This window comes from Streptomyces sp. NPDC006393, assembly GCF_040628575.1.
In the GTDB taxonomy this organism is placed as follows: domain Bacteria; phylum Actinomycetota; class Actinomycetes; order Streptomycetales; family Streptomycetaceae; genus Streptomyces.
Map to the genome: position 1 here is coordinate 104,064 of NZ_JBEXZD010000002.1, position 23,897 is coordinate 127,960.

Consider the following 23,897-nt stretch of genomic DNA (forward strand, 5'->3'; position numbering starts at 1 on the left):
GGAGGGCGTTCGGCGTCCGGCCGGGGGTTCGGCGTCCGGCCGGGGGTTCGGCGCCTGGCCGGGGGTTCGGCGTCCGGGCGGGGGCGGTCACGGTCGCCCGGGGACGTTCGTGCGCTCGATGCCGTTGATCAGGGTCTGGAAGCCCCACGACAGCCGGTCCTCGGGGGCGCCGGACAGCAGGGGGCCGGCGAGGGCGGCGATGTGCGGGTGGGTGCGGTCCGACGCGCTGTGCAGGGCGTGCGCGAGCGCGTCCCACTCGGCCCGGCCGGCGGCCGAACCGTCGCCCGCCGCGTGCTCGGCGGCCGTCGCGGTGGCGTGCTGGAGCAGCAGGTCCACCCCCCACGCGGCCCGCTCGGACGCGACGCCTCCCTCGTCGAGGAGGCCGAGCAGCGTCTCGATCAGATTCAGGTAGTGCGGTCCGCTGGGCCGTGCGGTGAGCGCGGACCGGGCGAGTCCGGGGTGCTCCATGAGCATCGCCGTGTACGCCGTGAGCACCCGCTCGAGTCGCCGGCGCCAGCTGCCCTCCGCCGGCGCGGGGCCCACCGTGCCGAGCAGCTCGTCCAGCACGGCCGCGTGCAGCTCGGCGGTGTTGCGCACGTACACGTACAGCGAGGCCGGCCCGGTGTCGAGCTCGTGGGCCAGGCGCCGCATGGTCACTTTCTCCAGGCCCTCGGCCCGCAGCACGGCGACGGCCGCGCCCACGATGCCCTCCCGGGTGAGGGCGGGCTTGGCCGGGCGGTCGCGGCGGCTGCGCGGGGTGGTGGGTCGTGCGGTCATGCGACGACTGTAACGAACGCGTTCGTTGCGAACAAGTTCGTGACGAACACGTTCGACACAGGCTGTAGGCCTTCGACCCGGCCCGCGCGGCCCCGCGCGCCCCTGCCCGGTCCGGGCTCCGCGCCTTCTGCCAAGATGCGGTACGTCATGGTGCAGATACCAGAACCCGCCGCGTCCTCGTCACCCGCACCGCACTCCGTCCCCACGAGTGCGGATGTGGCCCGCCTGGCGGGCGTCTCGCGCGCGACCGTCTCCTACGTCCTGAACAACACCGGCGCCGTACGCATCAGCGAGCCCACCCGCCGCCGCGTCCACGAGGCCGCCAGGGAACTCGGGTACGTGCCCCACGCCGCCGCGCGCAGCCTGCGCGCCGGGCACACCCGGATGGTCCTGATGCCCGCCCCCGCCATCGCGCCGGGTCCGCTCTACAGCCGGTACCTCAACGAACTCCAGTGGGCGCTCGGCCGCCTGGACTACACCGTGGTGCAGCACGGGAGCGTCGGCCTGCACGGCGACGAGGCCGTCCGCGCCTGGGCCGAGCTGCGGCCGGTCGCCGTCCTGGTCCCCGGAGCCGGGATCGGCCCGGAAGGCGTCGCCGTCCTCAAGCGCTCCGGCGCCCGCGCCGTCGTCACCCTCGGGCCCGAACCCGTGGACGGCGCCCACGCCCTGCTCATGGACAACGAGAGCGTCGGCCTCCGGGCGGGCGCCCACCTCCACGCCCGCGGCCGGCGCCGGATCGGTGTGGTCGTGCCCGAGGAGAGCGGCCTCGACATCTTCTCCCGGCCCCGCCTGGCCGGCGTACGGCACGCCCTGCGCGGCACCGACGGGACCGTGACCGAACTGCCCCTCGGCTACGACGAGGAGTCCGCGGCCCGCCTCGCCGTCCGCTGGCGCGGGCTCGGCCTGGACGCGGTGTTCGCCTACAACGACGAGTACGCGATGCTGCTGATGCGCGCGCTACAGGACGCCGGCGTCCGCATCCCCGAGGACACGGCCGTGATCGGCGCCGACGACCTGATGCTCGGGCGCCTGCTGCGACCCCGGCTGAGCACCGTGCACATCGACCTGCCCTCCGGCCGCTACGTCGCCGACCTCGTCGACCGGGCCGTACGCAACCCGGGCGCGGCACCCGAACGGCGGACGGTGCTCGGCGCGACGGTGGTCCACCGCGAGTCCACCTGACCCGGGACGCGCGGAAACGGGGCCCTGACGGGCAACGGGCCGGGCCATGAGGGATGGGCCCGCCGACGAGGACGAGCCCGCTGATGAGTGAGGGCCCGCTGACGAGGACGGGCCCGTCACGAGGAAGGGCTCTACTGCCCGTCAGGGCCCGTCTGACCCTGCCCCTGCGCCTGCTGCTCGGCGACGGCCTTGCGGACCTCGTCCATGTCCAGCTTGCGGGCCTGCCCGATCACGTCCGTCAGGGCGGCCTCGGGCAGCGCGCCCGGCTGCGCGAACACGGCCACCTGGTCACGGACGATCATGAGCGTGGGAATGGACTGGATGCCGAAGGCCGCCGCGAGCTCGGGCTGCGCCTCGGTGTCCACCTTGCCGAACACCAGGTCCGGGTTGTCCTCGGCCGCCTTCTCGTAGACCGGGGCGAACGAACGGCACGGCCCGCACCAGGACGCCCAGAAGTCGATGAGAACGAACTCGTTCTCGGTGACCGTCTGGTCGAAGTTCTCCTTGGTCAGCTCCACGGTGCTGCTCATGGCGTATTCCCTCTTCCTGGTGTGGGACGTACTTCCTGGCGCGGGGACGATGCCGTCGGCACAACACGGCCGACCCTACGGGTATTCCGCGCGCGTACCCGTGTGGCCACGGCGCACACCACCCTCCAGACTGACGTCATGACGGAAACGGAAACCATCGCGTACGACGTCGTGGTGCTCGGGGCCGGACCCGTGGGGGAGAACGTGGCCGACCGCACCCGCGCGGCCGGCCTGTCCACCGCGGTCGTGGAGAGCGAGCTGGTCGGCGGCGAGTGCTCGTACTGGGCGTGCATGCCCAGCAAGGCCCTGCTGCGCCCGGTCATCGCACGCGCCGACGCCCGCCGCCTGCCCGGTCTGAGCCAGGCGGTACAGGGCCCCCTCGACGCGGCCGCGGTCCTCGCCCGCCGCGACGAGTACGCCTCCCATTGGCACGACGACGGCCAGGTGCGCTGGCTGGACGGCATCGGCGCCGACCTGTACCGCGGCCACGGCCGCCTCGCCGGTCCGCGCACGGTCGCGGTCACCGGCCCGGACGGCGGGCACGTGACGCTGACCGCCCGGCACGCCGTCGCCGTCTGCACCGGCACCGGTGCCAAGCTGCCCGACCTGCCCGGCCTCGCCGGGGTCCGGCCGTGGACCAGCCGCGAGGCCACCTCGGCGAAGCACGTGCCCGGGCGGCTGATCGTGGTCGGCGGAGGCGTGGTCGCCACCGAGATGGCCACCGTCTACCAGGCGCTCGGCTCCCAGGTCACCGTCCTGGTCCGCGGCAAGGGCCTGTTGTCCCGGATGGAGCCCTTCGCAGGCGAGCTGGTCGCCGAGGGGCTCACCGAGGCGGGCGCCGACATCCGCACCGGCACCTCGGTGGAGTCGGTGACCCGCGAGAACGGCACCGTCGTGGCCGTCACCGGCACCGGCGACCGGATCGAGGCCGACGAGATCCTCTTCGCCACCGGACGGGCCCCGCGCACCGAGGACATCGGACTGGAGACCGTCGGCCTGGAGCCGGGCTCCTGGCTCACGGTCGACGACACCCTGCGGGTGGAGGGCAGCGACTGGCTCTACGCCTGCGGCGACGTCAACCACCGTGCCCTCCTCACCCACCAGGGCAAGTACCAGGCCCGCATCGCCGGCGACGCCATCGGCGCCCGAGCCGCCGGCACGCCGCTGAGTGAACCGGACCCGTGGGGTCCGTACGCGGCCACCGCGGACCATCACGCCGTCCCGCAGGTCGTCTTCACCGACCCGGAGGCCGCCGCCGTGGGGCTGTCGCTGGCGGAGGCCGAACAGGCCGGCCACCGGGTCCGCGCCGTCGACGTGGAACTCTCCTCGGTCGCCGGGGCAGGGCTGTACGGGGACGGCTACCGTGGCCGCGCGCGCATGGTGGTCGACCTGGACGAGGGGATCCTGCGGGGTGTCACCTTCGTCGGCGCCGGCGTGGGCGAACTGCTCCACTCCGCGTCCGTCGCCGTCGCGGGACAGGTCCCGGTCGACCGGCTGTGGCACGCGGTCCCGTCCTATCCGACGATCAGCGAGGTGTGGCTGCGCCTGCTGGAGGCGTACCGCGGCTGACGGCAGCGGCGCCGGCGGCGGCCCCGGCACCGCGGCTGGAACCCTTCACCACGGCTCGAGCCCGGTCACGGCCGCTCGAGCCCGGTCACGGCCGCTCGAGCCCGGTCACGGCAGCTCGAACCCGAGGGCTCGCGCCGCCTCCACGGGGGTCGGCTGTGCCCAGCGCGCCCCCAGCGTCTCGTTAGAGGACAGGGAGCGCAGCTCGGCGCGGTCGAGGTAGAGGACGCCGTCAAGATGATCGGTCTCGTGCTGCACGATACGGGCCGGCCAGCCGGTGAACACCTCGTCCACCGGCCGGCCCCGCTCGTCCTGTGCGCGCAGCCGCACCTCGGCGTGGCGGGCCACCACCGCCTGCCAGCCCGGCACGCTGAGGCAGCCCTCGTAGAACGCGGCCCGCGCCGCGCCGACCGGTTCGTACGACGGATTGACCAGCACGCGGAACGGCTGGGGCACCCGCCCCCGTGCCCGTCGTACTTCCTCCGGAACCGGCGCCGGATCCTCCAGGACGGCGATCCGCAGGTCCACGCCCACCTGGGGCGCGGCCAGTCCCACGCCGGGCGCCGCGTGCATGGTGAGGCGCAGCGCCTCGACGAACCGGGCCAGCAGCGCCGGCTCCAGCTGGCCGTCGAACGGCTCGGCGCCGCGCCGCAGCACCGGGTGACCTGCCGTCACCACGGGCAACGGCCCGCCGGCGGCGAGAAGTTCCTCGACCCGCTCGGCAACGGGCGTGGGCGCATTCGGGCAATCCATCGCGCCAGCATGCCACGGCCCCGACCGGACCCGCCGCACCGTCACCTTCTCACTCACATGTCCGCGAACTCGCCCGCGAGCGCCGAGGCGACGCGCAGGTGCGGCGCGGCCTCCTCGTGGCGTCCCTGCCGCTGGAGGGTGCGGCCGAGCATCAGCCGGGCGTAGTGCTCCACGGGGTCGCGCTCCACGATGAGACGCAACTCCGTCTCGGCGCGGCGCAGCTGGGCCGAGTGGTAGTAGGCGCGGGCCAGCAGCAGCCGCGGTCCGGTCTGCTCCGGCACCTCCTCGACCAGTCCGGCCAGGACGCGGGCCGCGCCGGCGTAGTCCCTGGCGTCGAAGAACTGCTGCGCGCGCTCCCAGCGCTCGGCCGGAGTTCCGTGGTCGTAGTACGTCGTGTTCACGCGTGACCTCCTTCGGCGTACTGCAACCGACACGGGTGGTTGAACATTCCACCATGTGCCCGCGCCCGCCGGAGGCCGGTCAGGAGGCGAGCGCGGCCAGCTCCGCGTCGGCCCGCTCGGTGACCGTGGTCAGCACGCGGGCGGCGGCCGCCAGGTCCTCGGCGGGGATGCCGGTGTAGATACGGGCGGCGACCTCGGCCGTCTCGGCGCTCGCGCCGGCGTAGAAGGTCTGCCCGGCGTCGGTGATCCGCAGGTGCGGACCCTCGGCCGCGAGCAGCCCCTTGGTGATCAGCTGCCCGATGACCTCACGCACCTCGGCCTCGTCGGCCTTGAGGGCGGCGACGGTACGGCCCACCAGCCGGTCGCGCTCGACGGGGCCGCCGGCGATGGCGACCGGCCGCAGGGTCACCATCTCCTGGAAGGTGACGTGGTAGCGGGACAGCACCTTCTCCAGGACCGCTCGGGCGGCGTAGTGGGCCACACCGATGAGGCGGCTGTCCATGGCCGGGGAGGGGGCGGAGGCGGGGGCGGGCGTGGAGACGGGGGAGGTGGTGGTCATGACTGCTCCTTCTCGTGCTCACTGTTCTGGCTCGTGCTCACTGTTCTGGCCGAACGGATCAAGAGGTGCGTCGAGCAGGGTCGCCAGCTCGTGGGTGAACGCCTGTGCGCGTGGGCTGTCGAGGCCGCCGAGCGGCTCCAGCAGCTGCCGCAGGAGCCCCTGGACGACGTTGATCGCCTGCCGGGTGACATCCCGGCCGCGCTCGGTGAGTGCGAGCTGGACGGCGCGCGGGTCCTTCGGGTCCCGGGTGCGCTCGAGCAGCCCCGCGGACTCCAGACCGCGCGCCAGCTTCGACACGTAGAGCGGCTCCAGCCCGGTGTGGTCGGCCAGGCGCCGCTGGCTGGGTCGCAGCCCGGAGCGCTGCATGCCGTACAGCGACGCCACCACCGAGTACTGGGCGTGGGTCAGCCCCAGCGGGCCGACGGCGCGATCGACCGCCACACGCCACTTCATGGACAGACGCCAGACCAGGAAACCGGGCGTCGCGCCCGCGGATGCCGAACCCATGGCCGATACAGTACATGGCTACTATGTACATGGCTACTATATGCATCACTCCTGTCCGCGAGGTCGCCGCTTCTTCCGGGGCATCGGGAGGGGACGCGGCGGCGGCCGGCCGAGGTCGGAGACGGGCTCCACGCTTCACCGGGCGCCCGCGTGACGGACTGACGGAACCCCTCCACCGGGACTAGGTTGTGGCCATGAGCAATCTTGACCGCGAGGCGGTCCCCGCCGTGTGCGGCGGCCGTGGTTTCGTGGTGGCGGAGCCGGTGCGCGAACTCCTCAGCCCGCGCCACGTCAAGCTCGGCGAGTCCACCGAGGTCCGCAGGCTGCTGCCCAACCTGGGCCGTCGCATGGTGGGCGCATGGTGCTTCGTCGATCACTACGGCCCGGACGACATCGCCGACGAGCCCGGCATGCAGGTGCCCCCGCACCCGCACATGGGCCTGCAGACGGTGAGCTGGCTGCACGAGGGCGAGGTGCTGCACCGCGACTCGACCGGCAGCCTCCAGATGATCCGCCCGGGCGAACTCGGTCTGATGACCTCGGGCCGCGCCATCAGCCACTCGGAGGAGAGCCCCGGGTCGCACGCCCGCTTCCTGCACGGCGCACAACTCTGGGTCGCCCTCCCGGACGCCCACCGCCACACCGACCCGCACTTCGAGCACCACGCCGACCTGCCGACCGTCACGGCACCCGGCCTGACCGCCCGGCTGATCCTCGGCGACCTCGACGGCGCCACCTCACCCGGCACCACGTACACCCCGATCACCGGCGCCGACCTGGCCCTCACCCAAGGCGCGGAGGTACGCCTCCCCCTGGAGCCCGACTTCGAATACGCCGTGCTGTCCATGTCCGGCGAGGCCCACGTCGACGGCGTACCGCTGCTGCCCGGCTCGATGCTCTACCTCGGCTGCGGCCGCGGTGAACTCCCCCTGCGCGCCGAGTCCGACGCCGGCCTCATGCTCCTGGGCGGCGAGCCCTTCGAGGAGGAGCTGATCATGTTCTGGAACTGGATCGGACGGTCGCAGGAGGAGATCGTCCAGGCCCGCCGGGACTGGATGGAGGGGACGCGGTTCGGCGAGGTGAAGGGCTACGACGGGGACCCGCTGCCGGCCCCCGAGCTGCCGGCGGGGCCGCTGAAGCCACGGGGTCGGGTGCGCTGACCTGCGCAAATGAGTGACGGTCGGCGGCGGGTGGGTGACGTCCTGTCGGGTACTGGCGCGTCATCAGGTGACCTCGTGGCCCCGCTATGTGGCGCGCAGCCGTCTTGGCAGGTTTCGTGGCCGTCGAACGAACGCTGGTCTGGTCCGCAGTTGGACCATGCGTCGGCGGTGCAGTCGATGCGTTCCAGCTTGGCGTCGAATGCCGGGTCCGGGGACTCCTTCCAGGTCTTCGTCCGCTGGAAGGTGATCCCGCGGCGGGCCGGTAAGCACCGCAGCGCCTCGCGACCGATCCGAACGGGCCGGGCCATGTTCCTGCGCAGGTGATCGACCAGTTTGCGGACCGACCAGCGGGTGAAGGGCTTGCCCAGCACGGTGGGCCGGGTGGTGGCCGTCTGGATGACGAAGTCCTCGTCGTCACTGCTCAGCAGGCGGGGACGGCCTCCCGCCCACTGAGGGTTCAGACATGCAAGCCCGATCTCGTTGAAGCGGTGGATCACGTCCCGGACGGTATCCTCGTCCGCCTGGACCAGGCGCACGATCACCGGGACGGTGCTGCCACCGGCCGAGGCCAGCAGCATCATTGCCCGCCGGAACCGCACCGAGCTCGTACTGCCCCGCCGCACAATCTGCTGAAGCTTCTGCCCCTCCTGCTCCGTCAGCCTCCGGACCTTGACCGGTGGTGCCATCCCGCCTCCCCTGCTGGTTGGAAGCGTCAACGCTTCCAACCAGCACAACGAGCAACCCGGTGAACCTATACGGTCACAGCACCTAGGTGACTTAGGAAGTCGACGAACCCGAGGGCGAACCGCAACAGGCCGAGCGGTATCAGCGTGTACGCAGCATCCGGTCGGGGACGTTGCCTCCACCTCGCACGCGGCGCAGGCGGCGGCCGTCACGGCAACCTCCTTGGAGTGGCTGTCCGTTCCAGGACGTCAGAGGCGGCGGTGTCGGCCGGCGTCGGGACGGCATCGGGGTGATCCCGGCCGACCGCGGTACCGTCCGCGATCGTAGTGGCCTGCGTCAGACCCGTGTCAGGAGTATGCCGACGCGCGGGCCTGTGCACGGGTGGTGACCGGTTGATCAGGTCGGATAGGGGTCGTAGCAGTCAGGTACCGGGTGGTAGAGCACCTGCCAGGTGCGTGCATCGATGGTGCCGCTCTGCGGCAGCCCGTGGCAGCCCTGGATCCACTCGATCTTCTTCAGCATGACTGAGCGGAAGACCCCGTCAGAGGGGAGCTTGGGCGGCTGGCCTCCCCACATGTTGCTCAGGCATTGCGCTTGCTTGACCGCCGGGCCTGTCTGACCGTACGCAAGCGTGGGCCGAAACGTCGATGAGACGTACGAACACTCCCGGGGAGTGGCTGCGGCGAGCTGCGGCACAGCCAGTCCGAGAGATGAGGCTGTGCACAGCACCACGCCCAGGGTGACCAGTCTGCACTGTCGCATGCCGTGTTCCTTCCGTACCGGCCGCTTGCCGACCCCCCGAGGCCGATGGGTACCACCCCATCCTCCTCACCTTCGGCAAGGCCCGCGAGTTGCGACCCGGGCCGGCGCAGATCCAAGTTCTGTGTTCCACTGCTGCACCCGCTGCCTGCGCACAGGGGCTCGATCGCGTGCCGTGGCGCAGGGCTGCCCTGCGGGGTCGGTATCAGTCCTGGACGGCGCCGCGTTCCTTGAGCCAGTCGATGAGGATCTGGCGCTGGGTGTCGGATGCGCCCGCGATCTGGAGCGCCGTCTGCTGGGACTAGTCGGGGATGGCGTTGATGTCGGCGCCGTGCGCCAGGAGGTGCTCGGCCATCCTGCGGTGGCCGCCGTGGCATGCCTGCCAGAAGGCTGCGTCGATGTCGCTGCTGGTCGGCGGTGGGTCGGAGGCCAGGAGTTCGTCCACCTTCGCTCGGTTGCCCAGGCCGGCGGCCTCCCAGAGGCTGCCGATGTGCGCGCCCCGGTCCACGAGTAGCCGGGCCACGTGCCAGCATCCGTAGCCGACGGCGTTGGCCAGTGGTGTGCCGATCGACCCGCCGGGAGCGTCAAGATCCGCACCGCCATCGATCAGGGCGGTGGCCACGTCGGCGTCATCGCTGCTGGCCGCCCAGTGCAGCGGCGTTTCCTCGCACCGGGTGGGGTGGCGGAAGCTGGGGTCCGCTCCGGCCCGGATCAGCAGGTGCACGATCTGCGGGCCGTTGGGGAAGTAGCCCGGCCACTCGGTGGCCAGGTGCAACAGGCTCCTCAAGCCGCCTCTTCGGTCCGCCAGCGCGGCCCGGGCCAGCTGGGGGTCCTGGGCCATGAGCCGCCGGATCGTCTCGGTATCGCCCCCGCGGACGGCGAGAACCAGCTCGATGGCCCGTGGGTCGTCCGCGGGGATCTCCATGGCAGTCGTCTCATCGCTCACGGACACCATCCTCTCCCTCCGCCCGGCAACGCCAAGACGGCGTCGCCGGAGTGCATCTCGGTTCGGCGGTCGCGGCGGTCCACGGCGACCTGGCCATTCATGTCGGCTCCGATTCCGCCAGGAGGGCGCCGAAGACGGCCCGGCCGAGGGCCTCAGCATGGTCCTGGTCCACTGCCCGGCCGGTGTAGTGGGGGTGCTGTGTGGCCCAAGTTCGGGCGGTGCGGTGGCTGGTGAAGAAGTTGAGGGCGCCGCAGGCTGTGTCGGCGGCCGGGCCGGTGCAGGAGCGTTGGCCTATGTAGATCACCGTGCTGGATGGCTGCCAGGTCAGGTGTCCGCCGCGGGAGGTGACGGTGATGGCGTCGCCGGTCATCGGGTCGGTGGAGGCGATCACGGCGTCGGTGCCGAGCATGGCGGGGATGCCGAGGGCGTCGATCGCGCACATCGCCGACACGCTGATGCCGCTCGCCAGTCGCACTCGGTGGGGCGTGGGTACGGCGGAGAAGGGGTAGGCGGCGCGGATGCGGCCGTGGTCGTCGAGGGTGAGGAAGTCCTCCGCCGCCAGGTCGGCCAGCACATCGGCGGCGCGGCGGCCGTGCGTGGCGGCGACGGGTCCCAGCTCATCGGCCGAGGGGGCGGCTCCGTTGGCCGCGAAGTGATGCAGGACGGCGTGCTGGACGGCACGCAGCCCGCCCGCCTGCGGGGCGAGACGGCCCTGGCCGTTGCGGCCGACCGCATCCATCGGCGGGCACTCGCAGTCCCCGGCGCCGTCCGCCCCCTTCAGGGCGCGCCCGAGATCGATGAGGCTCGGCGCCCTGTCCGCGGCGCCGTCCGGGCCGCGGTAGAGGCGACAGGAGACCGAGGCCGGGGCCCCCGGTACGGCGAAGGGGTCCACGCCGTCGATCAGGACGGTGGGCGAGCCGGTCATCCCTCGCCGCGCCGCCTGCTCCTCGCTGTCCACCTCGACCAGCTCCACCTGCGCGCTACGCCCGTCGAGCGCGCGAGCGATCCGCTCCCGGACCACGGGCGCGTTGGGACAGTCGGGCACGGTCAGCACGGTGATGTGCATGGCGTTGTCCTTCCAGGTCAGTGCCGCTGCGCCCGACGCTAGACCTTCCACCGCGCTGGAAGGTCAAGCCGTAACGTGGAGGCATGCGCATCAGCGAGCTGGCCGCCGACTGCGGCGTGACGGCCAAGACGATCCGCTTCTACGAGCAGTCGGGCCTTCTGCCGCCGCCGCCCCGCACGACGGGCGGCTATCGCGACTACCCGCCCGAGGCGGCTACCCGGCTGTCCTTCATCCGCGACGCCCAGGCGGCCGGGCTCACCCTCGCGGAGATCCGCTCGATCCTCACCGTGCGGGACTCCGGCCGGGCCCCGTGCGGTCACGTCAGTGAACTGATCCAACAGCATCTCGCCGACATCGAGCAACGGATGGCCGAGCTGCGCACCACCCGCACCGCCCTGCGCAGACTGGCAGAGCGCGCTGCCGACACGGATCCGAGCACCTGCTCCGAGGCCGACATCTGCAGCGTCATCGCCGGCCCGGCAACCAGGTGACAACTAGGAACTGTCACGGTCTTGGTCGCAATCTACGGTTGTCGCACGAGCGAAGAACCCACCGTGGAGCAGCTCATCGAAGCGGCCGACGCCCGTGCGCAAGACGGCGACGAACTCGCCCCGCTGGACGCCGTCATCGCGGTGAGCGAGAACGTGTCCGCCCACGCGGACGCCGCCGTCGACCAGGTCGTACGGATGGTGCGCGCCGCCGGGCACTCTTGGACGGTGATCGGTGAGCGGCTGGGTATCTCCCGGCAGGCCGCCCGCCAGGGCTACGCCGACCGAGTCGAGGAGACACCTCCGACGGTCGGTCTGATCCGCGGCCGTGACCTGGACAGCGCCCTGACCGTCGCGCTGGAGGTTGCCGAGGCCGACCTCCTGGCCGAGGCGGGCACCGAGCATCCTCTGCTGGGTCTGCTCACCGACGGCGTGGCCTCCGCCACGCTGGTACAGCCCGGCGTCACCCGCGAGGCCGGGTCGGCCGCCCACCATCAGCGTCGATCAAGTGGAAGCGGTCGTGGTCACCACGCTGGAACAGCTGCCGAAGAACGCCACCACTGGTCGCGGGCATCGATGGCCGAGCACAGTGGTCTCCCACAGATCCCGGGCGACCGCGACGATCGTCGGCACCTCCGGTCCCGCACACGCCAGCACGATCCGCGCGCGCAGAGCCAGAGCCTGGGCCGATGTCGCCCGACGCGCCCACCGATCCAACTCCGCCCGCTCGTCATCAGACAGCAGCAACGGCTTCAGTTTGGGCCTCGATGAGGAACTGACGCACCAGCAGTAGAAGTCACATACCAACTAACGATCAACTACTGGCGCAGGACACTAGAGGGCGGCGAGTGTCCCGGGGCACCCTCCACGCGCCCGTTCGCTACTCACCTGTCCCGTGCTCCGAACGATCCTCGGCGAGAGGCTCGTTGTAGGTGATCACGACCGGCGCGTTCGCCTCCGCCCGTGCGCGGTCGGAAGCCGCCGCGATCTCCTCGTAGGTCCATTCCTTGTACAGACGCTCTCCGTGGGCATCGGTGATGTCGATGACCAGGCCGGTCCACTCCTCGGCAGGCTGTTCGGGGACGAGTCCCAGTTCGTACGTGGCGTCCTGGAGAAGGGACTCGGTGACACGTATGCCGGTGAGTCTCTCGGCCAGAGCGAGGACCGCCGCCTTGCCGTCGACGACCGGGGCGCTCTCGTCGTGCTCGCCCTCGGGAGTCAGAGGGAAGCCGACTTCCCGCAACAGGGGAACCAGTTCATCGGGGCTGTTGCCGTCGCGCGCCGAGGGGCCCTCGAACGTCGTACGGAGCTCACCGTCCTCGAACCAGTGGAAGAAGTGCATGGGCTTGCCGCCGTTGCTCGAGTGCGCCACGACCCGGCCGCCCTCCGACAGCGTCTCCACACACGGCATCCCGAGGCCACCGTCGAATCCGAGGACAACTGTCCAGTCGCCGTTCTCGCCCGGAGCCTGGAAGGCGCCCGCGACGTAGGACTCGTCCCAGTAGTCGTGATCCACCTCGGCACGGTGAGCGTCGTCCGCCTCGATCAGCCCGGCCGTGCCCTCCCCAGTGCCACGCGGTTCCGCCTCGATCGCGCGCAGCACCTCGTGCGGGCTCCGCCCCCGTATCAGTGTCAAGGTGTATCCGCTCTCCATCATGTGGCGGAAGAGCGGCGAGGTGCGGATCCAGGCGTAGTCGTGCGCGGTCACCGAGTTCATACGGCGCAGTGTGCCTGATGCCTCTGACAATGGATGACGGTTCGGGCCGGTGCCGAGTTGGCGTCGCGCGGTGCTCATGACCGGCGGAACCGGCCACCGGCTTCAGTAGCGCCTGCTCTTGCTGCTTGTCTGTCAGCTCCAGCTCGGCGAGGGCCCGTGCGGCGGGTTGTAGGGGATCGGTTGGCCTGTCTTCGCGTCCAAGAGAACGCGGTCACCCACGGGGCGATCGAGCTCTACCGTCACTTGTTGCAACTTCGCCTGTTTGGTGCAGTTGTCTCCGCCCTTCCGCTGCTTGACCCAGGACGACAGGACCACGCTGAAGGGCGTTTCCAGCACCTCCACCGCCGGGTCGTCGTCGCAGACACCGTGGAGGGCGACCACCGTCACTGATCGCCCGTCCCCGGCAACGTCGACCAGCCCGTCCCATGCCTGGACGGGTACGTCACCACTCGCTCGGCCGATCGGCGATGAAGGGAGTTTCGACGGGGTGACAGCCGCCCGCTTGAGGGGGGAGGTGTAGCCGTCCAGGGTGAAGAGCCAGGCAGGGACAGTGGCTGGTCCGCGGCTGGTGGCCAGCTTCATGGTGCTCAGCTTCGCGCCGATCACGGTCAGGTGGGGCTTGCCTCCGGCGCCGCCGTTGGACAGGGACTTGTACGCATCCTCCGCCCCCGCCAGGGGGCGCTCGAGTGACCCACCGTCGACCCAGGCCACCTCGCCATTCCTCGGCCAGGTGGCGGGCAACTCTCCTCGCAGGATGAAGCTGTGATCTCGGTACGCCTGCTCATCAGCCTTGCTCCGCAGGCCGCCACGGGGCTGTTGGGTCACCTCACCCATCGGGTGGTAGCCGGCACGCCACGCGTCGGCCGCCGTCGACCTGTCCCACGCCGCGGCTACTTGCCGGGCGTGGTGCGCCACCCCTTCCGCGTCAGCACCGGCGTCCCCGTCGCGCTGACTGCCGCAACCCGAGACAGCCAGCGCGACGACGGCCACCGCGGCCCGCAGGCCAACAGTGTTCGTGGCCCTGATGCGCATGCGACCTCCTGGAAGAACAGCGAAGCGGTGGCGGCTCGTTCTTCGGACGCAGCCGATCCGGGACAGGTTCCGCGTGCAGCGGCGGACCTCGTACTCCGCCAGGCGGCACTCGTTCTTCGCGGCCTGGTCGGGTAGGACCGCCGCATTGCTGCAGCGGTCCCCCCTCAGAACCGTGCGGGCCCGTTGTCCGAGCACACGGCTCAAGCAAGCCCAGATGGCTCGCGGGTGTATGCAGGTGCTGGCTTGTGCTTGCGACGTCGTTCGGCCCAGTAGTCGGCAAGGGTTGGGTCGTCGACAGACGACGTGCCCTTGACCATCTGATGCCGGACGATCTTGGTCCAGGAGAACTTGGCGAGGTAGCGGCCGCTGTCGCGGTCGCCGAAGACCCACCGGTCCCGCCTGGCCTTGTTGAACATGCCGAAGTAGCGGGCGGTGACCCAGTGCTTCGGCTTGTTCGGGTGTGTGTGAGTTGCCCACTTGTAGACGAGCTTCCACACGTAGGCGTCCAGGGCATGGAAGATGCGGCTGGACACCGCGCTCCGGTAGTAGGCGGCCCATCCCCGGATGATCGGGTTGAGCTTGTGGATCACCGCTTCGGCGTTGGCCCCTCGCAGGGCCTTGACTTCGGCGGCCAGCCGTTTCCGGATGCGTCGCACGGCTGCCGCGCTGGGTTTGATCAGGAGCACCGTCCCGCCGCGGTAGCGGCGGATGTTGAAGCCCAGGAAATCGCAGCCCTCGTTGAGGTGGACGATGCTCGTCTTGTCCTCGTTGAAGACCAGACCTCTGGGTTTCAACCAGGTGGCCAGCCGCGCCTGGATCTGCTCGGCCTCGACTCTGGAGTGAGCGAAGGCAAGCAGGTCGTCAGCGTATCTGATCAGCACCGGCGAGCCCGATCTTGTTTCACCGGCGTGTGATCCGCCGGCGAAATAGCGGACTCCGGCAGCCTCTTCCATTCCATGGAGAGCAATGTTGAGCAGGAGGGGACTGATCACGCCGCCTTGAGGTGTTCCTTCCTCGGTGGCGGTGAAGCACTCTTTCTCGATGACTCCGGCTTTCAGCCATAGGGTGACCATTTCCGTCGCGGGAAAGGTTCCCAGCATCTCGATGAGGTGAACGTGATCGATACGGTCGAATGCCGCTGCCAGATCCGCGTCCAGTACCCACTTCCGCTTCGGGGCCTTCCCGTGCGCGACCGTGAATATCGCCTGGATCGCATCCTGACATCCCCTGCCCGGTCTGAACCCATAGGACTTCGGCTCGAACCGGGCTTCCCATTCGGGTTCCAGTGCATTGACTGTCTTGGCTTGCAAGACTCTGTCAATGATGACGGGAATTCCGAGGGGACGCCGCTTTCCATTGCTCTTCGGAATGTAGATGCGCCGGGCGGGTTTGGGCTTCCACGGAGCTGAGCTGCGCTGGACCCAGGTGACCAGTTCGGCCTTTCCCGGGTTTGTGAGCACGACTCTGCCGTCGATGCCCGCCGTCCGGCGGCCAGCGTTGATCTCCGTCACCCGTCGCACGCTGACCAGCGTGTTACTGCGGCTGCGGAGCATCAGTTTCTGCAAGTTGCGGACCCTCTTCAGGTCCCCTGCCTGCGATGCCGCGAAGATACGCTGGCGCAGACGACGTACGTTCCCCTCGGCGGCATCCCAGTCGATCGCATACCAGTCGAGCAGCTCGTCTTCGGGTCCGTTCACCGGGCCGCTGGGCGGCACAGCGTCTAACGTGTCCTTCAGTTCCATCGTCCTTGTCATCGTTCTCTTCACAGGCTCACCTGACCCACGTCAGCACCCTTTCGGGCCGGGTCACCTGGACCCTGTCCGGCCAGTTATGCGGGACGGCTGGTGGAGTGTCCAGCTGTTGTGTCCCGGTTTCCTGTTGCCTTTCGGCCACCGGCATTCGCTTCTTGGGTCATCCTGTTCCCGCTGGGGATTTGAGCTTTCCTTGCGGTCGGCCTACCCATTGCGCGATGGCAACAGGACCCCTGCGGGGTTTCCACGTTCTGCATGAGCGAGATGCGAGTGGGGTGGGTGCCCTCTCTACCCCGGGACGGCGGTGTTCTCCCGGCTGACTGCTTCTCTCCAGCCGGCGCCTGCCGCTTCTCGGCGGCCAGTCCTGTACCCCGCTGGAACATCCCATCGGCGGGGGTCGAAGTTACGAGGCATAGCCAAGGGTTCATTCGCATTCACCCGTCCACTCATTCCCCTTGCCTGTAACTCCCGGATGGAACAGGAGTCCTTGGGCTTTCCCCCCGGGCTTCGCACCCTCCCGTTACCAGGAACGCACGCCGGGGCGGGGACAGGCCCTGAACACTGGCCCGGAACTACACCTTCCTCAACGGAACCTCCTCTCGGTGAGTTCACTCAGCTCAAGCAGCCTCGTGTCGCACGAAGCACTCCTCGATCGCCCGGCGGCCGCCGGCCATCCGGAACGGGATGGTCGCCGGTGCCGGATGCTCGGTGCCGTTCGTCGCCCTGGACCGCGCGGGCACCGCCTCTGGCGCCTGGCCGCTTGTTCCCGGCCAAGCGGCAGCCCTGCTGCTCGTCTCCCGTTCGCGTGCCGACCGCGACTGTGGGAAGCGGACTGGCGCCCGGCAGCGCTGCCCACCGCGGTGGCCGGCCTCCTTAGCGGCGTCGCCAACCTGCTGTTTCTCACCGCCGCCGGACACGGCCGACTCACCGTGGTGGCCGTGATCACCGCCCTCTGTCCCGCAGCCACGGCGCTGCTCGCCCGAGTCCTGCTCGCCGAGCGCTCGACCCGCCTCCAGGCCGCAGGCCTTCTCCCCGCAACGGCCGCAACCGCCCTCACAAGCCCCGGATGACCCACTCACGCCAGGAGAAGAGGCCGGGCGGCGGGCCGCAGGACCGGGACGGGACCGCCCGACGCCGCCGCTCGGTGCGAGGACAATGACGGACGGGCCATGCCGAGGGTGCCGGGGCGTGTGTCAGGCAGGCTGTCGGTTCCGCGCCACCACGCGCAGCGTCCGGACCGACGGGTCGGCCGCGTCCGGGACGAGAACGCCGTGATCGGCGCCGGTGCGCAGGTAGGCGAGGACCTCTTCGGTGATCACCTCGCCGGGTGCGATCACGGGAACGCCCGGAGGGTAGGGACTGATCATCTCGGCCGCGATGCGTCCCGCGGCACTCTCCGCCCGGACATGCTCGACCTCGGCGAAGAACGCCTCGCGCGGCAGCATGGCCTGTTCCAGCTCCAGAGCCGAGGGGGCGGGCAGGTGGACGAGTGGTCGCCGTTCGATGGAGTCGGCTCCGTCGACGAGCGCCCGCAGGGCGTCCAACAGGACCTTCTCGGTTTCGTCGTCGTCGGCGTGGGTGATCGAGGCGCTGATACGGCAGGTGTCGGAGCCGCCGACGTCGACGTGCCGGTGGGCCCGTAGCCACTCGGCGGCCTGCATGCCGCTGATGCCGAGCTCCCGCACGTCGATCACGATCTTCAGTGGATCGAAGGAGGCCGCGAGCCCCTCCTCGACGACCTCCTGCCCCATGGGCCGCAGACCGGGCAGGTCACCGGCCGCGCCCCGGATGCGTTCGGCGCGGCGCAGCGCGGTGTCCAGGAGGTCGTGCCCCTGTTCGACCATCTGGCGGCGCCAGCCGTCGAGGGTCGCGTACACCAGGCTGGAGGCGCTGGTGGTGCCGAGCAGGTCCTCCCGCTGCTTGAGGGCCTCCGGCGACACCCGGTCGTACTGGAGGTGGAAGACGGAACTCTGCTCGATGGCGCCGCCCATCTTGTGCACGCTGGTCACGACCAGGTCGGCTCCGGCGTCCATGCCCCAGGGCGGCAGGTCGGGGTGGAACGGCAGATGGGCGCCCCATGCCTCGTCGACGATGAGGGGCACGCCGAACTCGTGGCAGACGCGTGCCACGCCCCGGATGTCGGCGCACGTCCCCCACTCGGTGGGAGTGATCAGCAGCATGCCCTTGGCGTCCGGGTGTTCGCGCAGCCGGTCGCGTACGTCGTCGGGCTCCGGCGGGTGGGCGATGTGCCGCTCGGTGTCGAACTTGGGGTGCACCCAGATCGGTTCGACGCCGTTGACCACGACGGCCGCGATCACGGACTTGTGCGCGTTGCGGGAGAGCAGCAGCTTCTCGCCGGGACCGGCAACGGCCAGCATGGCCGTCTTCACCGACAGGGAACTGCCGCACGTGGAGAAGAACGCCTGCTCCGCGCCGACCGCGTCCGCCATGAGATCCTGGGCATGGCTGAGCACGCCCTGGGACTCACGGCGGTCGTCCAGCCCGTTGAGGGCCAGGACGTCGGAGCGGAACACGTCGAGTCCGACGACGTCCACCACCCGCGGATCCGCGCCCCGTCCCTGTTTGTGTCCGGGTGGACCGTAGACGACATCGCCGCGGCGCCGGAACTCCTGCAACGCCTCCAGCACGGGGACCCGCGCGTGGTCCATCAATTCCTCCTCGGTCGGGCCGACGCTCGGCCTGCTGCGCTCGGGGTCAGGGGTCCGAAAGTGCTGTCGGACCTGTGGCGAGCCACGGGTACCCCCGTCGCCCGGCGAGCGAACCAGCTGCCTTGGACGGGCGGACCGACGGGGGTTTCGCCTGGCGACGACGGGAAACCCGGCCACGGCGATCAAGGAGGGGGTTTCCGGTACGGCCCGCCGGACGCGGGCCATCGAGCAGAGGGCCTGGCACATGGCATCCGAGGAGACGGCGGCATCCGAGGAGACGGCGGGTACGGCCGTGGTGACCGGAGCGTCGTCCGGCATCGGCGCCGAGTACGCCACCCGGCTGGCCCGGCGGGGCTGGGACCTGGTGCTGGTCGCCCGGCGTGCCGAGCGGCTCGACGCCCTGGCGGAACGGCTGCGTGAGCAGACCGGGGTCGCGGTCGAGTCGATGGTGGCCGATCTCGCCCGGTCGCCGGACCTCGCCCGGGTCGCGGACCGGGTCGCCGCCGACGACGTGGCGCTGCTGGTGAACAACGCCGGAATCAACGGCTACGGGCCCTTCGCCGAAGCCGGTCCCGCCCTGCTCACCCAGGTGATCGACGTGAACGTCGTGGCGCCGACGGTGCTGACCCGCGCGGCCGTCCCCCGCATGGTGGCGCACGGCCGTGGCGCGGTCGTCAACGTCGCCTCGCTCCTGGCGTTCGCCGGAGCCCTGCCGCCCGGTCCCCTCCCGCACCGGGCCGTCTACGGGGGCACCAAGGGCTACATGGTGGCGTTCAGCAGGACCCTCGCCGCCGAACTGGCCGGCACGCCGGTGCACGTCCAGGTCCTCTGTCCCGGGCTCACCGCCACCGAGTTCCACCTCGGCACGGGTGAGGCGCCCGTTCCCGGGGAAGCCCGGGTCCACGACGAGGGTGGAATGCCTGCCGCCGACGTGGTCACCGCCTCCCTGGCCGCGCTGGAAACCGGGGAAGTGGTGTGCGTGCCCGGCATGTCCGACCCCGAGGCCGTGACCTGGCTGACCGACGCGGAACTCGCCCTGCGCAACGGCTCCGGTGCCACGTTGGCGCCCCGGTACGCCGCTGCGGAACGCTCGCACGACTGAACCGGAATGTGGGTCGGCCGGACCGGGATGGGTCCGCCGGACCGGGACGGGCCCGCTGAACACGGAAGTGGGCCCGCGCACGACGAACCGCTCGCCACAGGGCGCTTCCCGCACGCCCTGTCCGCGGGGATAGCCTCGGGCGGTGACGAATCGAGCGGCGACGAATCGAGCGGTGGCAGCCGGAGTAGGGCTCGCACGGGTGATGGCGCACTGCGGTGGCAGCCCAGCGGCAGCCGTCCGCTGTCTGGCGGATGCCATCGCCTCCGCGCCCGACAACCCGGAGCCCTACGAGGTACTGGCCGAGTTCTGGACGGACAAGCCGTCGGAGCTGGCCGAGGTCGTTCAGGCGTCCAGCACCTTGAGGACGGTACTGGCGCGGTCGTACGTCAGCTTCCTCGACGGCGACATGGACGGCGCGGCGCTCGCGATCGGATCGGTCACGGGTGTGCGACCCGACATCGCATGGGCCAAGGCCCCCTGGTTCGGCGATGAAAGGTTTCTCGGTGGGGTGAGTGCCGACGCCCTGGCCGAGGCCGCGATGCGGACGATGGACCACGGCCGTCCGCTGGACACCGAAAGCATGCGGGAACGGTTCCGGCCCTGGTTCCGCGTCATCGACGTGGTCTCTGCCCGCCGGCCGGTGCCGGAGGCACTGGCCAAGATGGCGATCCTGCTGCGCGCATGCGGCCGCACCGATGCGTCGTTCGCCCTGTGTGACCAGGCGGACTCCATCGAGCCGATCATGCTGACGGAAGTCGTGCGAGCCGGGACGTGGCGCAAGCTGGGCGAGCCTGAGCAGACCGTGTCGGCGTTCGAGCGCGCTCTTGCCCTGGACCCGTCCAACTGGTCCCTCCACCTCGACCTGGCCGATGTACACGCCGAACAGGGCGACTTCGCCGCCGCGGTCCGGCTGATCGAGCGGGGAATGCGGCACGAACCGGCTGAGCCCACCCTCCGCGCGGCCGGGGCCGCCTACCGGGCACGGCTCACCGGATCCCCTGCCGACCTGAGCGAACTCATCGAACTGGCGCCGAATCTGCCGAACGACTCCTACCGGGACCTGCTGGTCGACCACGCATGTGCGGGGCCCGCTCTGCCTGCCGGACTCGTGGCCGCGGCCCGCCGCTTCAGGAACGGCTGAGGCTCCGCTCCTCGACGGGCGCCAGTTCCCGTCGGGGAGCTTTCGGCAGCTGATCTGCCACTACACTGCGCCTGGCACCGCAGGACATACACCAACTGGTGGAAAGCGAACGGGGAGTGGCATGGCTACGGGGGGATGGGGGCCGGGAAACGGCCCGGGTGGGCCCGGCGGCAACGGACCGGGGGGCCACGGCAACGGACCGGGAGGCCAGGGCGGCTGGGGCGCTCCCTACGGACCGCCGCAGGGTGGCCCGTACGGTCCGCCGCAGGGCGCCCCGTACGGTCCGCCACCACCGAATCCGGGCCCGTACCCCTACCCGAACCAGCCTCCGTACCCCTACGGCCCCCAGCCCACGAGGCCCGCCGCCCGGCGCCGCCGCGGCTGCCTGTCGTTCGGCTCTCGCTTCGGGCTCGTCGGCGCGATCCTGCGCTCCGCGCACCGCGTTGCCACCAGACTCTTCGCGCAGGAGGGCGACGGCCGGATCGAGGACCGCACCGTGGACCGCGTCCAACTGGCCCGCACGGTGCTCGGTGCCGCCGCCACCATCGCCCTGATCCTCGCCTACAACGTGGACCCGAACCGCTGGGAGGACGCGGCGTACGGCGGTGCCGCCCAACTCTTCGTCGCCCCGTTCGTGCTGATCATCGCCGCGCCCCTGGTCATCATCGGATTCATCTACTACGCACCCCCACACCTGCGGCCGCATCTGCGCTCCCGGCTGCGCGCTCCGCTCAAGGCGGTCGGCTGGTACGTGCTGACATTGGTCGTGATGGGCGGAATCCTCGTCCCGACGGCCCTGCTGGTCGACGCCGACGACGGGAAGAGCTGGTGGGAGTACGTACTGGCGGTCGCCTCGCTGATCGTGATCGTGTGGGGTTTTCCCTTCTTCTTCATGGCGTCGCTGTACTCGGCCCGCAGCGCCTTCAACAGTGCCCAGGTCCACCCGATGCTGCCGCCCGTCCTCACTCTCACGCTGGTGTGGGTGTTCGCGGCCTTCAGCCTGATCGGCGACGGCATGCCGGCGGGCCCGCCCATCGTCCAGTTCTGCTCCACGCTGGGCGGGCCGCTGTCGGTGACCGCTGTCTCGCTGTGGGAACTGCGGCGGATGAGGACCCGTTTCGGCGTCACCCTGCGCTCCTGATCCGGCTACGGACCAGAGGACCGTTCCAGGTCTGCCATTTCATGACGTTGGCGTCAGGGCCACGATCACTGCGTGGCGGGGTTGTCGGTGTCGTTGAGAAGGGGGCCGTAGCGTTCGGTGAGTGGGCCGACGCCGAGATCTTCACGCATGAGCTTGCGCATCTTGGCGGCTGCCTTGCCGCGTGCCTCCCAGCGGGCGCGATCCTCCGGACTGCTGACGGCGATGCCGTCGACGTAGCCGTCGCAGATGCGTCGCAGGCAGTGGAACACGCTGTTGGAGGCCTTGACGACGGGTTGGGGCGCGATGAGCCACATCCGTTCCGACGCGATGGCTATGCCCGAATCCCGGAAGGCCTCGCGCAGCGCGAGCTTCCGTTCGTCGTCGGAAGGGTGTTCTCGCTCGGCCAAGGCCCGCAGGGTCTCACCGAGGACCTTCACGGTGGTGGTGTACTGCGTGTAGATGTCGAGCCGCAGCCGAAGAACCTCTTTGACATCCTCGTGCTTCCACCGGTTCCGATCGGCGATGAGCGTAGCGACGATGCCGATCGCGGCCCCGGCCAGGGTGGAGAGCAGTGGCAACCAATCCATGAGGGCCAGCTTGGGGTATGCCGTGACGGCGGCGCCAGGTGGGCTTCGAGGACGAACGCTCCCTCGCCACGGTCACGTCGTTCTCGCGGACTGTCCGGGAAATGAGCGGCGGAGTCCGCCTGCTATGGTGCGCCGATGTCAGTGATCAAGAAGTTCCAAGTCACCTTTGACTGCGCGGAACCTGAGCGCCTCGCTCGTTTCTGGTGCGAGGTGCTGGGGTACGTCGTACCGCCGCCACCGGAGGGGTTCGCCACCTGGGACGATTTCAACGGCACCCTGCCTCCTGAGGAGCGGGGTTCGTGGTTCGCCTGCGTCGATCCCTCAGGCGTGGGCCCGCGCCTGTACTTCCAGCGCGTCCCCGAAGGCAAGATCGTCAAGAATCGGGTGCATCTCGACGTCCGGGTCGGCACCGGGCTGGTGGGGGACGAGCGCCTCGCCACGCTCGAAGCCGAGTGCGCGCGACTGGTCGCGCTCGGCGCCACCCATGTGCGAACGCTGTACGCCGACGAGGAGAACGAGTCGTGCATCCCGATGCTGGACATCGAGGGCAACGAGTTCTGTATCGACTGAGCCTTCTGAGAGCCGGGGACCCGCCGCCGTCGCCGCCGATCCACCACTCGTCCTGTCCGGCCGGCTGGAGCAGACGGTGGTAGCGGTTCGGGTCATCGCCCGGTATCCACGGCCCGCTTCCCGCCGGGTGGACCGGCCGGCCGAAGGCCGGCCGACACGGCCCGCGTCAGCCCTCGAGGGCCATTCGAACGCCGAGGAGGAGCAGCACACCGCCGGAGACCTGCTCGAGGCGCCTGCGGACCCCGGCTCGGGAGATGACCGTCTTCAACCGGCCGACGAACCACACGTACAGCCCGTAGTAGCCGACCTCGAAGATCGCCCAGACCGCCGCCAGGGCGATCATGGTGGGGAGATGGGGTGCGCCCGAGGGCACGAACTGCGGGAGGAAGGACATCGCGAACACCGCGGCCTTGGGGTTGGCCAGGTTCAGCAGCAGGCCCGAGCGGTACGAGGTCCACCCTGGGCGCACGGACGTTGCCTCCTCGTCGTCCTCCTCTCGATGCCCTCGACGGGCGTCCAGCAGCGCCTTGACGCCGAAGGCGACCAGAGTCACGGCGCCGGCGATCCGCATGATGTCGTACGCCAACCGGGAGGCCATGAGCAGTGCGGTGAGCCCCAGTGCGGCGACCACCCCCCAGATGAACACGCCCGTCTCGTTGCCCAGCACGGTGAGAAAACCGGCGCGCCTGCTGCGCAGGGACTGCCGGATGATCAGCATGGTGCTCGGGCCCGGCGAGGCCGCGACCAGTGTGCAGGCGCCGAGAAAGGCGAGGAGGGTGCTCAGCATGCACCCCATCGTGGGTGCCGCT

General features: G+C 70.4%; 25 protein-coding genes and 2 pseudogenes. 9 read left to right on the forward strand and 18 right to left on the reverse strand.

Going from position 1 to position 23,897, the window contains the following annotated elements:
• Positions 1–87: 87 nt before the first annotated feature.
• Entirely contained in the window at positions 88–777 is a 690-nt protein-coding gene (locus ABZ484_RS01470) for a TetR/AcrR family transcriptional regulator (protein ID WP_358863850.1), read from the reverse strand.
• Positions 778–912: 135 nt separating this feature from the next.
• Here ABZ484_RS01470 and ABZ484_RS01475 point away from each other — a divergent pair, with 135 nt between their 5' ends.
• Complete coding sequence (locus ABZ484_RS01475) at positions 913–1,959, forward strand: LacI family DNA-binding transcriptional regulator (RefSeq protein ID WP_358863851.1); 1,047 nt, start codon at positions 913–915, stop codon at positions 1,957–1,959.
• A gap of 131 nt (positions 1,960–2,090) precedes the next feature.
• Here ABZ484_RS01475 and trxA read toward each other — a convergent pair whose 3' ends face one another.
• Complete coding sequence (gene trxA / locus ABZ484_RS01480) at positions 2,091–2,489, reverse strand: thioredoxin (RefSeq protein ID WP_086731381.1); 399 nt, start codon at positions 2,487–2,489, stop codon at positions 2,091–2,093.
• Positions 2,490–2,627: 138 nt separating this feature from the next.
• Here trxA and ABZ484_RS01485 point away from each other — a divergent pair, with 138 nt between their 5' ends.
• Positions 2,628–4,058 (forward strand): NAD(P)/FAD-dependent oxidoreductase, encoded by a 1,431-nt coding sequence (locus ABZ484_RS01485; RefSeq protein ID WP_358863852.1) that lies wholly within the window; start codon positions 2,628–2,630, stop codon positions 4,056–4,058.
• 105 nt (positions 4,059–4,163) lie between these two features.
• Here the strand turns inward: ABZ484_RS01485 and ABZ484_RS01490 are convergent, their stop codons facing one another.
• From ABZ484_RS01490 to ABZ484_RS01505, 4 genes are all read right to left on the reverse strand, one after another.
• Entirely contained in the window at positions 4,164–4,808 is a 645-nt protein-coding gene (locus ABZ484_RS01490) for a peptide deformylase (RefSeq protein ID WP_358863853.1), read from the reverse strand.
• A gap of 53 nt (positions 4,809–4,861) precedes the next feature.
• Positions 4,862–5,209: a tetratricopeptide repeat protein gene (locus ABZ484_RS01495; RefSeq protein WP_358863854.1), complete on the reverse strand. Its 348-nt coding sequence runs from the start codon at positions 5,207–5,209 to the stop codon at positions 4,862–4,864.
• 79 nt (positions 5,210–5,288) lie between these two features.
• The gene (locus tag ABZ484_RS01500) at positions 5,289–5,768 is read right to left on the reverse strand and encodes a MarR family transcriptional regulator (RefSeq protein WP_358863855.1); all 480 of its coding nucleotides are present in this window, start codon (positions 5,766–5,768) and stop codon (positions 5,289–5,291) included.
• 18 nt (positions 5,769–5,786) lie between these two features.
• Positions 5,787–6,275 carry a MarR family transcriptional regulator gene (locus ABZ484_RS01505; protein WP_358863856.1) on the reverse strand — a complete coding sequence of 163 codons (489 nt, stop codon included), beginning with the start codon at positions 6,273–6,275 and terminating at the stop codon, positions 5,787–5,789.
• A 194-nt stretch (positions 6,276–6,469) separates the two neighbouring features.
• Between ABZ484_RS01505 and ABZ484_RS01510 the strand changes: the two genes are divergently transcribed.
• A complete protein-coding gene (locus ABZ484_RS01510; protein WP_358863857.1) occupies positions 6,470–7,435 on the forward strand; it encodes a pirin family protein in 966 nt (321 codons plus the stop codon).
• Positions 7,436–7,608: 173 nt separating this feature from the next.
• Here the strand turns inward: ABZ484_RS01510 and ABZ484_RS01515 are convergent.
• From ABZ484_RS01515 to ABZ484_RS01530, 4 genes and pseudogenes are all read right to left on the reverse strand, one after another.
• Positions 7,609–8,121 (reverse strand): annotated as a pseudogene (locus ABZ484_RS01515) (helix-turn-helix domain-containing protein); the annotation flags it as partial.
• Positions 8,122–8,515: 394 nt separating this feature from the next.
• Positions 8,516–8,881: a peptidoglycan-binding domain-containing protein gene (locus tag ABZ484_RS01520; protein WP_358863858.1), complete on the reverse strand. Its 366-nt coding sequence runs from the start codon at positions 8,879–8,881 to the stop codon at positions 8,516–8,518.
• Between the two features lie 298 nt (positions 8,882–9,179).
• Positions 9,180–9,824, reverse strand: coding sequence for an ankyrin repeat domain-containing protein (locus ABZ484_RS01525; RefSeq protein WP_358863859.1), 645 nt, complete (start codon positions 9,822–9,824; stop codon positions 9,180–9,182).
• 97 nt (positions 9,825–9,921) lie between these two features.
• On the reverse strand, positions 9,922–10,890 hold the full coding sequence (locus ABZ484_RS01530; RefSeq protein ID WP_358863860.1) for an alkylmercury lyase family protein: 969 nt from the start codon (positions 10,888–10,890) through the stop codon (positions 9,922–9,924).
• Positions 10,891–10,973: 83 nt separating this feature from the next.
• On the opposite strand from ABZ484_RS01530, the gene ABZ484_RS01535 reads away from it, so the two are divergent.
• Positions 10,974–11,381: a heavy metal-responsive transcriptional regulator gene (locus ABZ484_RS01535; protein ID WP_358863861.1), complete on the forward strand. Its 408-nt coding sequence runs from the start codon at positions 10,974–10,976 to the stop codon at positions 11,379–11,381.
• Positions 11,382–11,384: 3 nt separating this feature from the next.
• Here the strand turns inward: ABZ484_RS01535 and ABZ484_RS01540 are convergent, their stop codons facing one another.
• The 5 genes and pseudogenes from ABZ484_RS01540 to ltrA form a co-directional block, all read right to left on the reverse strand.
• The gene (locus ABZ484_RS01540; protein ID WP_358863862.1) at positions 11,385–11,783 is read right to left on the reverse strand and encodes a hypothetical protein; all 399 of its coding nucleotides are present in this window, start codon (positions 11,781–11,783) and stop codon (positions 11,385–11,387) included.
• 237 nt (positions 11,784–12,020) lie between these two features.
• A pseudogene (locus ABZ484_RS01545) lies at positions 12,021–12,134 on the reverse strand (IS630 family transposase); the annotation flags it as partial.
• Between the two features lie 124 nt (positions 12,135–12,258).
• Positions 12,259–13,095, reverse strand: a complete 837-nt coding sequence (locus ABZ484_RS01550) for a DUF6461 domain-containing protein (protein ID WP_358863863.1) — start codon at positions 13,093–13,095, stop codon at positions 12,259–12,261.
• A 132-nt stretch (positions 13,096–13,227) separates the two neighbouring features.
• Entirely contained in the window at positions 13,228–14,127 is a 900-nt protein-coding gene (locus ABZ484_RS01555; RefSeq protein WP_358863864.1) for a hypothetical protein, read from the reverse strand.
• Positions 14,128–14,327: 200 nt separating this feature from the next.
• Complete coding sequence (gene ltrA / locus ABZ484_RS01560; RefSeq protein WP_358863865.1) at positions 14,328–15,869, reverse strand: group II intron reverse transcriptase/maturase; 1,542 nt, start codon at positions 15,867–15,869, stop codon at positions 14,328–14,330.
• A 710-nt stretch (positions 15,870–16,579) separates the two neighbouring features.
• Between ltrA and ABZ484_RS01565 the strand changes: the two genes are divergently transcribed.
• Positions 16,580–16,948 (forward strand): EamA family transporter, encoded by a 369-nt coding sequence (locus ABZ484_RS01565; RefSeq protein ID WP_358863954.1) that lies wholly within the window; start codon positions 16,580–16,582, stop codon positions 16,946–16,948.
• Positions 16,949–17,071: 123 nt separating this feature from the next.
• Here the strand turns inward: ABZ484_RS01565 and ABZ484_RS01570 are convergent, their stop codons facing one another.
• Positions 17,072–18,547, reverse strand: coding sequence for an ornithine decarboxylase (locus ABZ484_RS01570; protein WP_358863866.1), 1,476 nt, complete (start codon positions 18,545–18,547; stop codon positions 17,072–17,074).
• Positions 18,548–18,791: 244 nt separating this feature from the next.
• Between ABZ484_RS01570 and ABZ484_RS01575 the strand changes: the two genes are divergently transcribed.
• The 3 genes from ABZ484_RS01575 to ABZ484_RS01585 all read left to right on the forward strand — a co-directional run bounded on the left by ABZ484_RS01575 (position 18,792) and on the right by ABZ484_RS01585 (position 21,931).
• On the forward strand, positions 18,792–19,649 hold the full coding sequence (locus ABZ484_RS01575) for an SDR family oxidoreductase (protein ID WP_358863867.1): 858 nt from the start codon (positions 18,792–18,794) through the stop codon (positions 19,647–19,649).
• Positions 19,650–19,821: 172 nt separating this feature from the next.
• Positions 19,822–20,790 carry a tetratricopeptide repeat protein gene (locus tag ABZ484_RS01580; protein ID WP_358863868.1) on the forward strand — a complete coding sequence of 323 codons (969 nt, stop codon included), beginning with the start codon at positions 19,822–19,824 and terminating at the stop codon, positions 20,788–20,790.
• 121 nt (positions 20,791–20,911) lie between these two features.
• Complete coding sequence (locus tag ABZ484_RS01585) at positions 20,912–21,931, forward strand: hypothetical protein (protein ID WP_358863869.1); 1,020 nt, start codon at positions 20,912–20,914, stop codon at positions 21,929–21,931.
• Positions 21,932–21,996: 65 nt separating this feature from the next.
• Here ABZ484_RS01585 and ABZ484_RS01590 read toward each other — a convergent pair whose 3' ends face one another.
• Positions 21,997–22,518 carry a hypothetical protein gene (locus tag ABZ484_RS01590; RefSeq protein ID WP_358863870.1) on the reverse strand — a complete coding sequence of 174 codons (522 nt, stop codon included), beginning with the start codon at positions 22,516–22,518 and terminating at the stop codon, positions 21,997–21,999.
• Positions 22,519–22,653: 135 nt separating this feature from the next.
• Here ABZ484_RS01590 and ABZ484_RS01595 point away from each other — a divergent pair, with 135 nt between their 5' ends.
• Positions 22,654–23,088 (forward strand): VOC family protein, encoded by a 435-nt coding sequence (locus ABZ484_RS01595; protein WP_358863871.1) that lies wholly within the window; start codon positions 22,654–22,656, stop codon positions 23,086–23,088.
• A 166-nt stretch (positions 23,089–23,254) separates the two neighbouring features.
• On the opposite strand, the gene ABZ484_RS01600 is transcribed toward ABZ484_RS01595, so the two are convergent.
• Positions 23,255–23,875, reverse strand: coding sequence for a LysE family translocator (locus ABZ484_RS01600; RefSeq protein ID WP_358863872.1), 621 nt, complete (start codon positions 23,873–23,875; stop codon positions 23,255–23,257).
• Positions 23,876–23,897 lie beyond the last annotated feature (22 nt).

Bases quoted from the DNA above. Each gene is read 5' to 3' on its own strand.
- ABZ484_RS01470 (WP_358863850.1), bottom strand. From the start codon at position 777: ATGACCGCACGACCCACCACCCCGCGCAGCCGCCGCGACCGCCCGGCC.
- ABZ484_RS01475 (WP_358863851.1), top strand. From the start codon at position 913: ATGCGGTACGTCATGGTGCAGATACCAGAACCCGCCGCGTCCTCGTCA.
- trxA (WP_086731381.1), bottom strand. From the start codon at position 2,489: ATGAGCAGCACCGTGGAGCTGACCAAGGAGAACTTCGACCAGACGGTC.
- ABZ484_RS01485 (WP_358863852.1), top strand. From the start codon at position 2,628: ATGACGGAAACGGAAACCATCGCGTACGACGTCGTGGTGCTCGGGGCC.
- ABZ484_RS01490 (WP_358863853.1), bottom strand. From the start codon at position 4,808: ATGGATTGCCCGAATGCGCCCACGCCCGTTGCCGAGCGGGTCGAGGAA.
- ABZ484_RS01500 (WP_358863855.1), bottom strand. From the start codon at position 5,768: ATGACCACCACCTCCCCCGTCTCCACGCCCGCCCCCGCCTCCGCCCCC.
- ABZ484_RS01505 (WP_358863856.1), bottom strand. From the start codon at position 6,275: ATGGGTTCGGCATCCGCGGGCGCGACGCCCGGTTTCCTGGTCTGGCGT.
- ABZ484_RS01510 (WP_358863857.1), top strand. From the start codon at position 6,470: ATGAGCAATCTTGACCGCGAGGCGGTCCCCGCCGTGTGCGGCGGCCGT.
- ABZ484_RS01520 (WP_358863858.1), bottom strand. From the start codon at position 8,881: ATGCGACAGTGCAGACTGGTCACCCTGGGCGTGGTGCTGTGCACAGCC.
- ABZ484_RS01530 (WP_358863860.1), bottom strand. From the start codon at position 10,890: ATGCACATCACCGTGCTGACCGTGCCCGACTGTCCCAACGCGCCCGTG.
- ABZ484_RS01535 (WP_358863861.1), top strand. From the start codon at position 10,974: ATGCGCATCAGCGAGCTGGCCGCCGACTGCGGCGTGACGGCCAAGACG.
- ABZ484_RS01540 (WP_358863862.1), bottom strand. From the start codon at position 11,783: ATGCTCGGTGCCCGCCTCGGCCAGGAGGTCGGCCTCGGCAACCTCCAG.
- ABZ484_RS01550 (WP_358863863.1), bottom strand. From the start codon at position 13,095: ATGAACTCGGTGACCGCGCACGACTACGCCTGGATCCGCACCTCGCCG.
- ABZ484_RS01555 (WP_358863864.1), bottom strand. From the start codon at position 14,127: ATGCGCATCAGGGCCACGAACACTGTTGGCCTGCGGGCCGCGGTGGCC.
- ltrA (WP_358863865.1), bottom strand. From the start codon at position 15,869: ATGGAACTGAAGGACACGTTAGACGCTGTGCCGCCCAGCGGCCCGGTG.
- ABZ484_RS01565 (WP_358863954.1), top strand. From the start codon at position 16,580: ATGCTCGGTGCCGTTCGTCGCCCTGGACCGCGCGGGCACCGCCTCTGG.
- ABZ484_RS01570 (WP_358863866.1), bottom strand. From the start codon at position 18,547: ATGGACCACGCGCGGGTCCCCGTGCTGGAGGCGTTGCAGGAGTTCCGG.
- ABZ484_RS01575 (WP_358863867.1), top strand. From the start codon at position 18,792: ATGGCATCCGAGGAGACGGCGGCATCCGAGGAGACGGCGGGTACGGCC.
- ABZ484_RS01585 (WP_358863869.1), top strand. From the start codon at position 20,912: ATGGCTACGGGGGGATGGGGGCCGGGAAACGGCCCGGGTGGGCCCGGC.
- ABZ484_RS01590 (WP_358863870.1), bottom strand. From the start codon at position 22,518: ATGGATTGGTTGCCACTGCTCTCCACCCTGGCCGGGGCCGCGATCGGC.
- ABZ484_RS01595 (WP_358863871.1), top strand. From the start codon at position 22,654: ATGTCAGTGATCAAGAAGTTCCAAGTCACCTTTGACTGCGCGGAACCT.
- ABZ484_RS01600 (WP_358863872.1), bottom strand. From the start codon at position 23,875: ATGCTGAGCACCCTCCTCGCCTTTCTCGGCGCCTGCACACTGGTCGCG.